This is a genomic window from Pseudomonas sp. 18173 (assembly GCF_050432945.1).
In the GTDB taxonomy this organism is placed as follows: Bacteria; Pseudomonadota; Gammaproteobacteria; order Pseudomonadales; family Pseudomonadaceae; genus Aquipseudomonas.
In genome coordinates this window covers 131,035-137,659 of sequence record NZ_JBKFTN010000019.1, presented here as the reverse complement: position 1 = coordinate 137,659, position 6,625 = coordinate 131,035, and the positions used below count along the sequence as shown (strand labels likewise).

Below are 6,625 nucleotides of genomic sequence, written 5' to 3'. Positions count from 1 at the left end.
TTTTCCAAGTAACCCGCCGTAAGGGCGGAACCAATAGTCGCCGTGACCGCAGAAAAGGATATGTACACCAGTAAAAGACTCGTCGCCCAACACACAGCCTTCGCGAGCAGGCTCGCTCCCACACACACACAGGACCACGGAATACCGCAAAATCACCTTGCATCGCCTGCAATCGGCTGATCTCCCCGAAATAACAGACGGCGGTGTACAATCGCTTTCTTATATCTCAGTTGATCATGCGAAGGATTTTCCGGATGTTGCCGCGCTTTCCTGCCGTCACCCGCTGCCTGACTCTCGCCGCCCTGTTTGTGGCCGGTCCCGTTGCAGCATTGGAGTTTCCCCTGCCACCGCCCGGTGAGGACATCATCGGCCAGGTGCAGGTGATCAAGGCCAAGTACGAAGATACCTTCGCCGACCTTGGTACCGCCTACGACCTGGGCTACACGGAAATGGTCGCGGCCAACCCGGGTGTCGATGCATGGTTGCCTGGCGCCGGCACGGAAATCATCCTTCCGACCCGCTTCATCCTGCCACCAGGCCCGCGTGAAGGCATCGTGATCAACCTGGCCGAGTACCGCCTCTACTACTACCCGAAAGGCAAGAACGTGGTGTACACGTTCCCGTTGGGTATTGGTCGTGAAGGCTGGGGCTCGCCAATTGCCCACACCAGCATCACCGCCAAGACACCTAATCCGACCTGGACGCCTCCAGCTTCGATCAAGGCCGAGCACGCGGCAGACGGTGATCCGCTGCCCAATGTCGTGCCGGCCGGCCCTGACAACCCGCTGGGGCCCTTCAAGTTCACCTTGGGCACTCCGGGTTACCTGATCCACGGCTCGAACAAGAAGTTCGGTATCGGCATGCGCACCAGCCACGGCTGCTTCCGCATGTTCAACAACAACGTGCTGGAAATGGCGGGCATGGTGCCGGTCGGTACTTCGGTACGGATCATCAACGACCCGTACAAGTTCGGCATGAGTGGCGGCAAGGTCTATCTGGAGGCGCATACGCCGCTGGACGACAAGGGCAACCCGTCGGTGGTCGACAAGCACACCGCGGTCATCAATGCGATGCTCAAGCGTGAGGACATCACCAACAACCTGCGCATGAACTGGGATGTGGTGCGTGATGTGGTTGCCGCTGAAGACGGCCTGCCGGTGGAGATCGCCGTGCCGGGCAACAGCGTTGCACCGATGGTGTCGAGCACGCCGATCGACCCGATGCAGTAACGCTTGCCAGGAACCCGTCGGCGCGGACCGCGTCGACGGGTTTTTTATTGCCTGGAGAAACCCCGGGCAATAAAAAAGCCGACCCAAAAAATGGATCGGCTTGATAACAATCCCGAAGGATTATTACTTGCGGCTAGCTTTGTCCAGCATGCGCAGAGCACGCTCGTTAGCTTCGTCAGCAGTCTGTTGTGCTTTTTGAGCAGCAGCCAGAGCTTCATCAGCTTTACGGTAAGCTTCGTCTGCACGAGCCTGGGAGCGAGCAGCTGCGTCTTCAGTAGCGGTCAGACGTGCTTCGGTTTCTTTCGATGCGCTGCTGCAACCGGTAGCCAGAACTGCGGCCAGAGCCAGAGCAGAGAATTTCAGAACGTTGTTCATCGTGTTCCCCTTCAAGGACTTTCTATTAAGTAGCTATCTCCTCCGATTGAGGAAATAGCCGGCGTACATACTACCCATTACTTGTAGTAAGTAAAACTGACGTGACGCAAGAAGCAAAAAAAATTGTAGGCGTTGATTCTTTTTCGAGCAACTTTTAACTGAACTGTTTAAAAAATATCCAGCTGCAAGGCCCGTGGCTGAGCGAGCAGGCGAGAAAAAGTTCCTTCGGCACAGCGCTCTTTTTCCTGTCTGGCTAAAGTCCGCCTATATGGATTCGTCTACACTTTTGTTCGGCTTTTGCGTAGCGCCTCGCAATATCTTTCTGGATGTTCAGGTGACTTTAACAGCGGGCGCTCGTCTTAAGTCTCAACATCCGGCAATGTTCAGGCTATCGACCCGCAGTGACCTTCGGTCGAGCCGTTCCTGCGTGATCCGGAGCAGCACCCGCCAACCTGCACGATGACGAGCGCACCTTGAGCATTTCTGTCAATGGTGCCTACTATTTGTACGTGCCCGGTAGCGCGAGATCGGTGCAGCTCTTCTCGGTGTCGAATCAGGCACGGGGTGGCGTAGATGTTCCTTCGCCGGAAAAACATCGGTAAGGTAGGGGTCGGAAATCCAGACCCGCGAGGAGTAGTGATGAGCGAGGCGTTGTCCATCCACCATGACCAGGCTGGTCATCAGTTCGAGACCATTGTGGACGGTCATCGTGCCTATCTGACCTATATGGATCTGGGGAAGCAGACCCTGGATATCTATCGCACCTTCGTGCCCAACGCTTTGCGTGGTCGCGGTATTGCAGCAGCCTTGACCGAGAAGGCGCTGGAGTACGCTGAAGAAATGGGCTACACCGTGATTCCATCGTGCTCCTACGTCGAGCGCTACATGGAGCGTCATCAGCGGCATGCGGCCAAGCTGAGCCAGTGACCTTCAATAAAACGAATGCATGAAAAAACGCCGGGTTCTTCCCGGCGTTTTTTTGTCTGCGCTTTTTGTGCGGCCGATCAGGCGATCAGCTGCGATCGCGATTGGGCAACACATCCTTGAGCTTGGCATGCATGCTGCGCAAGGTGTTTTCGGTCGCGGCCCAGTCGATGCAGGCGTCGGTGATCGACACGCCGTATTGCAGGTCGGCGAGGTCTTTCGGGATCGCCTGGGCGCCCCAATTCAGGTGGCTTTCAACCATCAGGCCGATGATCGACTTGTTGCCTTCGACGATCTGGTTGGCGACGTTTTCCATCACCAGCGGTTGCAGGGCCGGGTCCTTGTTGGAGTTGGCGTGGCTGCAATCGACCATGATGTTCGGCTTGATCTTCGCCTTGTTCAACGCCTGCTCGCAGAGTGCAACGCTGACCGAGTCGTAGTTCGGTTTGCCGTTGCCGCCGCGCAGTACCACGTGACCGTAGGCGTTGCCCTTGGTGGTCACGATCGACACGCCGCCTTCCTGGTTGATGCCCAGGAAGCGGTGCGGACTGGAAACCGACTGCAAGGCGTTGATCGCCACGGTCAGGCCGCCATCGGTGCCGTTCTTGAAGCCGACGGCCGAGGACAGGCCGGACGCCATTTCACGGTGAGTCTGGGATTCGGTGGTGCGCGCGCCGATGGCCGACCAGCTGATCAGGTCCTGCAAGTATTGCGGGGAGATCGGATCGAGGGCTTCGGTGGCGGTCGGCAAGCCTTTTTCGGCCAGGTCCAGCAGCAACTGGCGACCGATGTGCAAGCCGTCCTGGATCTTGAACGAGTCATCCAGGTACGGGTCGTTGATCAGGCCTTTCCAGCCGACGGTGGTCCGTGGCTTCTCGAAATACACGCGCATGACCAGATACAGGGTATCGGACACTTCGGCAGCGAGAGCCTTCAGGCGGTCGGCATATTCGTGGGCGGCCTTGATGTCATGGATCGAGCAAGGCCCGATGACGACGAACAGGCGGTGGTCGGTGCCATCCAGAATGTTGCGAATGACTTCGCGGCCCTTGGTGACGGTGCGCAGTGCGGCGTCGCTCAGGGGAATATCGCGCTTGAGCTGATCGGGAGTGATCAGTGTCTCGTTGGAGGCGACGTTTAGGTCGTTGATCGGTAAATCAGCCATCGTTTACTCGTCAGGTCACGGGTGCCGGCCGCCAGCGAACCCGCGCGGCGGAGCACAGCAAATTAAGCGCGTCGGGGAGCCGAACCTTAGCGCGTTACACCGTGGCTCGACAATGGGCAGACACCGGTTTAGGGGCCATTCCCGGTCAGTTTCCCCAACGTGACCGGCAAACCCTTCGGTTATGTCCCTAATCCGGCAGGGGCTCGGCAAAAGCCTTGCGCACCGTTTCGTGAGAGAACTCGTCGGCATGCTCCTGGACCCATTCCAGGGCCAGGGCCTGGATATCCTGCAAGTCGTCGTGGGCGTCATGCAGGCGGCAGTAACGCTCGATCTGGCACACCTGTTCGCCCATTCGGGCGCTGAACAGCGTTTGTTCATCAACGAAGGCGATGCCCACCAGGTAACCGCGCTTGCGCCGCAGGCACCAGGCGACATAGCCCAGATAGCGCATGTCCGGGTTCACGGTCGGCATGCGCACTTCCAGTGCCGTGCCGTAGCGCCACGCACGGTGATAATTGCAAGCCATGCCCCCGAGACTGATAGTGTGCAGCTGCCGTCGCGAAATACACTCAGGTTTCAGCAACGTTAATTCGACGGGCACATCGTCAGGGTGAGGAATAAAACGTCCCATGAACACAGACTCCATGTGTCGGCCATCTGACATTGTTTCCCCCAGTATAGTGGTCGAATTGGAACTGACCGATTTTGACGCCGACCAACGGCTGCTGGCGATGAGCGGGGTATCGCTGGTTATTTTCACCAGTGTCGGCTGCGCGAGTTGCCGTTTTGCCCGCGAGCAATTGCCGGCACTCGACCTGGCGGTCGATCGGCTGTGCTGGATCGATGCCGGCAATAACGCAGGCGTGGTCGAGCGTTATCAGGTCTTTCACTTGCCGGCGCTGTTTGTGGTGCGCGACGGCGAATTCTTCGGGGCACTGAAATCGCGTCTGACCGACACCGAGCTCAATCGGGCCGTGCGCCAGGCGCTGAGTCGAACAGCAGAGGAGTTGCCATGATGGGGACAGTTGCCAGGCCGACGATCGGCATTATAGGGACCGGCGCAATCGGCGGTTTCTACGGGGTGATGCTGGCGCGTGCCGGTTTTGATGTGCATTTTCTGCTGCGCAGCGAATTCTCCGCGGTGGCCGGGAATGGGTTGCGAGTTGATAGCGCGCCCCACGGCGCACTGACGTTGAACCCGGTGCAGGCCTATTCGACCGCTGAAGACATGCCGCCCTGCGACTGGCTGCTGGTGGGCGCGAAAACCACCAGCAATGCAAGCCTGGCACCCGCCATCCTGCAGGCGGCGGCGCCGAACGCCAAGGTACTGCTGTTGCAAAACGGCCTGGACGTTGAAGACAGCTTGCGCGAGTTGCTCCCCGATTCGCTGCATGTGCTCGGCGGGCTCTGTTACATCTGCGTCCATCGCGAGGCGCCGGGCGTGATCACTCATCAGGCGCTGGGCGCGGTGCATGTCGGTTATCACAGCGGTCCCGCCAATGTGGCGGCGCGCAGCGCAATCGTCGAGGAGGGTGTCGGTCTGTTCCGCAGCGCCGGCCTCGATTCCCAGGCGATGGCGAACCTGCATCAGGCACGTTGGCAAAAACTGGTCTGGAATATCCCTTACAACGGGCTATCGGTTTTGCTGGGCGCGAGCACCACACCGTTGATGGCGGATGCCGACAGTCGCGAACTGATCAAGGCGCTGATGGCTGAAGTGGTGCAAGGTGCAGTCGCGTGCGGGCACGATGTACCGGCAGGATATGCCGAGCATTTGTTCAGGGTGACCGAAAAAATGCCCGACTACTGGCCGAGCATGTACCACGATTTCCTGCACAAGCGGCCGCTTGAACTGGCCGCCATCTACGCCCGTCCACTGGCGGCAGCCAAGGCTGCGGGCTGTGAAATGCCGCGCATCGAGGCCCTGTACCGCAGCTTGAGTTTCATTGATCGACGCAACACCTGAGTCGACCGACCTGAGGGGGAAGGGCATGCCGAAGACAATTGACGACAAGCTGGTGCTGGCGATTTCTTCGCGGGCGCTGTTCGACCTGAGTGAAAGCCACAAGGTCTATCTGTCGAGCGGTGTCGAAGCCTACCGGCAGTATCAGATCGAACACGAAGACGAAATCCTCCAGCCCGGCGATGCCTTTCCACTGGTACAGAAGCTCCTGAGCCTCAACCACAGCCTTGGCCGCGCCAGGGTCGAGGTGATTCTGGTATCGCGCAACAGCGCCGACACCGGGCTGCGGGTGTTCAACTCGATCGACCACTACGGACTGGCGATTTCCCGTGCGGCATTTGTCGGCGGGCGCAGTCCGTATCCCTACCTCAAGGCCTTTGGCTGCGACCTGTTTCTCTCGACCCATGCCGAAGACGTACGCAGCGCACTGGACGCCGGTTTCGCCGCAGCGACCATTCTGTCGGGTGGCGCCAGCCGTGCAGCCAGCGACGAGCTACGCATCGCCTTCGACGGCGACGCGGTGCTGTTTTCCGATGAGTCGGAGCGCATCTATCAGGCCGGTGGCCTGGAGGCGTTCCAGGCCAGTGAGCGTGAGGCCGCCCGCGAGCCCTTGCGCGGTGGGCCGTTCAAGGGCTTTCTTGCGGCCCTCAATCTGTTGCAGCGTGAGTTCCCGGAGGACGCCTGTCCGATCCGCACCGCGCTGGTCACGGCGCGATCGGCGCCAGCCCATGAGCGGGTCATTCGCACGTTGCGCGAATGGGACATCCGGCTTGACGAGTCGCTGTTCCTCGGCGGACTGACCAAGTCTGCCTTTCTCGAAGCCTTTGCGGCCGATGTGTTTTTCGACGATCAGGCTGGCCACTGTGAATTGGCCCGTGAAGTGGTCGCCACCGGTCACGTGCCTCATGGCATAAGCAACGAGCAAAAGGTTTAAGCCCGCCATTCAATGCGTTGCGCCGGACGTCGCAG

Annotated in this window: 8 protein-coding genes; 5 read left to right on the top strand and 3 right to left on the bottom strand. The window is 59.4% G+C overall.

The window, feature by feature from the left end; translation table 11 throughout:
• The first annotated feature begins 254 nt into the window (after window positions 1-254).
• On the top strand, window positions 255-1,229 hold the full coding sequence (locus ACLD1X_RS21120; RefSeq protein ID WP_429370929.1) for a L,D-transpeptidase family protein: 975 nt from the start codon (window positions 255-257) through the stop codon (window positions 1,227-1,229).
• A 123-nt stretch (window positions 1,230-1,352) separates the two neighbouring features.
• Here ACLD1X_RS21120 and oprI read toward each other — a convergent pair whose 3' ends face one another.
• The gene (gene oprI, locus ACLD1X_RS21115; RefSeq protein WP_003199355.1) at window positions 1,353-1,604 is read right to left on the bottom strand and encodes an outer membrane lipoprotei OprI; all 252 of its coding nucleotides are present in this window, start codon (window positions 1,602-1,604) and stop codon (window positions 1,353-1,355) included.
• Window positions 1,605-2,243: 639 nt separating this feature from the next.
• Between oprI and ACLD1X_RS21110 the strand changes: the two genes are divergently transcribed.
• Window positions 2,244-2,531, top strand: a complete 288-nt coding sequence (locus ACLD1X_RS21110) for a GNAT family N-acetyltransferase (protein WP_057397257.1) — start codon at window positions 2,244-2,246, stop codon at window positions 2,529-2,531.
• Between the two features lie 85 nt (window positions 2,532-2,616).
• Here the strand turns inward: ACLD1X_RS21110 and ACLD1X_RS21105 are convergent, their stop codons facing one another.
• The gene (locus tag ACLD1X_RS21105; RefSeq protein ID WP_429370926.1) at window positions 2,617-3,693 is read right to left on the bottom strand and encodes a 3-deoxy-7-phosphoheptulonate synthase; all 1,077 of its coding nucleotides are present in this window, start codon (window positions 3,691-3,693) and stop codon (window positions 2,617-2,619) included.
• 187 nt (window positions 3,694-3,880) lie between these two features.
• Window positions 3,881-4,324, bottom strand: coding sequence for a PilZ domain-containing protein (locus ACLD1X_RS21100; protein ID WP_429370924.1), 444 nt, complete (start codon window positions 4,322-4,324; stop codon window positions 3,881-3,883).
• Between ACLD1X_RS21100 and ACLD1X_RS21095 the strand changes: the two genes are divergently transcribed.
• The 3 genes from ACLD1X_RS21095 to ACLD1X_RS21085 are packed head-to-tail and all read left to right on the top strand — an operon-like array spanning window position 4,323 to window position 6,590.
• A complete protein-coding gene (locus ACLD1X_RS21095) occupies window positions 4,323-4,709 on the top strand; it encodes a thioredoxin family protein (RefSeq protein ID WP_429370922.1) in 387 nt (128 codons plus the stop codon). The two genes, ACLD1X_RS21100 and ACLD1X_RS21095, sit on opposite strands and share 2 nt — an antisense overlap.
• Entirely contained in the window at window positions 4,706-5,659 is a 954-nt protein-coding gene (locus ACLD1X_RS21090) for a putative 2-dehydropantoate 2-reductase (RefSeq protein ID WP_429370920.1), read from the top strand. The genes ACLD1X_RS21095 and ACLD1X_RS21090 overlap by 4 nt, the downstream gene beginning before the upstream one ends.
• Window positions 5,660-5,684: 25 nt before the next feature.
• Window positions 5,685-6,590 (top strand): 5'-nucleotidase, encoded by a 906-nt coding sequence (locus tag ACLD1X_RS21085; RefSeq protein ID WP_429370918.1) that lies wholly within the window; start codon window positions 5,685-5,687, stop codon window positions 6,588-6,590.
• The last annotated feature ends 35 nt before the right edge of the window (window positions 6,591-6,625 follow it).

Bases quoted from the DNA above. Each gene is read 5' to 3' on its own strand.
- ACLD1X_RS21120 (WP_429370929.1), top strand. From the start codon at position 255: ATGTTGCCGCGCTTTCCTGCCGTCACCCGCTGCCTGACTCTCGCCGCC.
- oprI (WP_003199355.1), bottom strand. From the start codon at position 1,604: ATGAACAACGTTCTGAAATTCTCTGCTCTGGCTCTGGCCGCAGTTCTG.
- ACLD1X_RS21110 (WP_057397257.1), top strand. From the start codon at position 2,244: ATGAGCGAGGCGTTGTCCATCCACCATGACCAGGCTGGTCATCAGTTC.
- ACLD1X_RS21105 (WP_429370926.1), bottom strand. From the start codon at position 3,693: ATGGCTGATTTACCGATCAACGACCTAAACGTCGCCTCCAACGAGACA.
- ACLD1X_RS21095 (WP_429370922.1), top strand. From the start codon at position 4,323: ATGAACACAGACTCCATGTGTCGGCCATCTGACATTGTTTCCCCCAGT.
- ACLD1X_RS21100 (WP_429370924.1), bottom strand. From the start codon at position 4,324: ATGGGACGTTTTATTCCTCACCCTGACGATGTGCCCGTCGAATTAACG.
- ACLD1X_RS21090 (WP_429370920.1), top strand. From the start codon at position 4,706: ATGATGGGGACAGTTGCCAGGCCGACGATCGGCATTATAGGGACCGGC.
- ACLD1X_RS21085 (WP_429370918.1), top strand. From the start codon at position 5,685: ATGCCGAAGACAATTGACGACAAGCTGGTGCTGGCGATTTCTTCGCGG.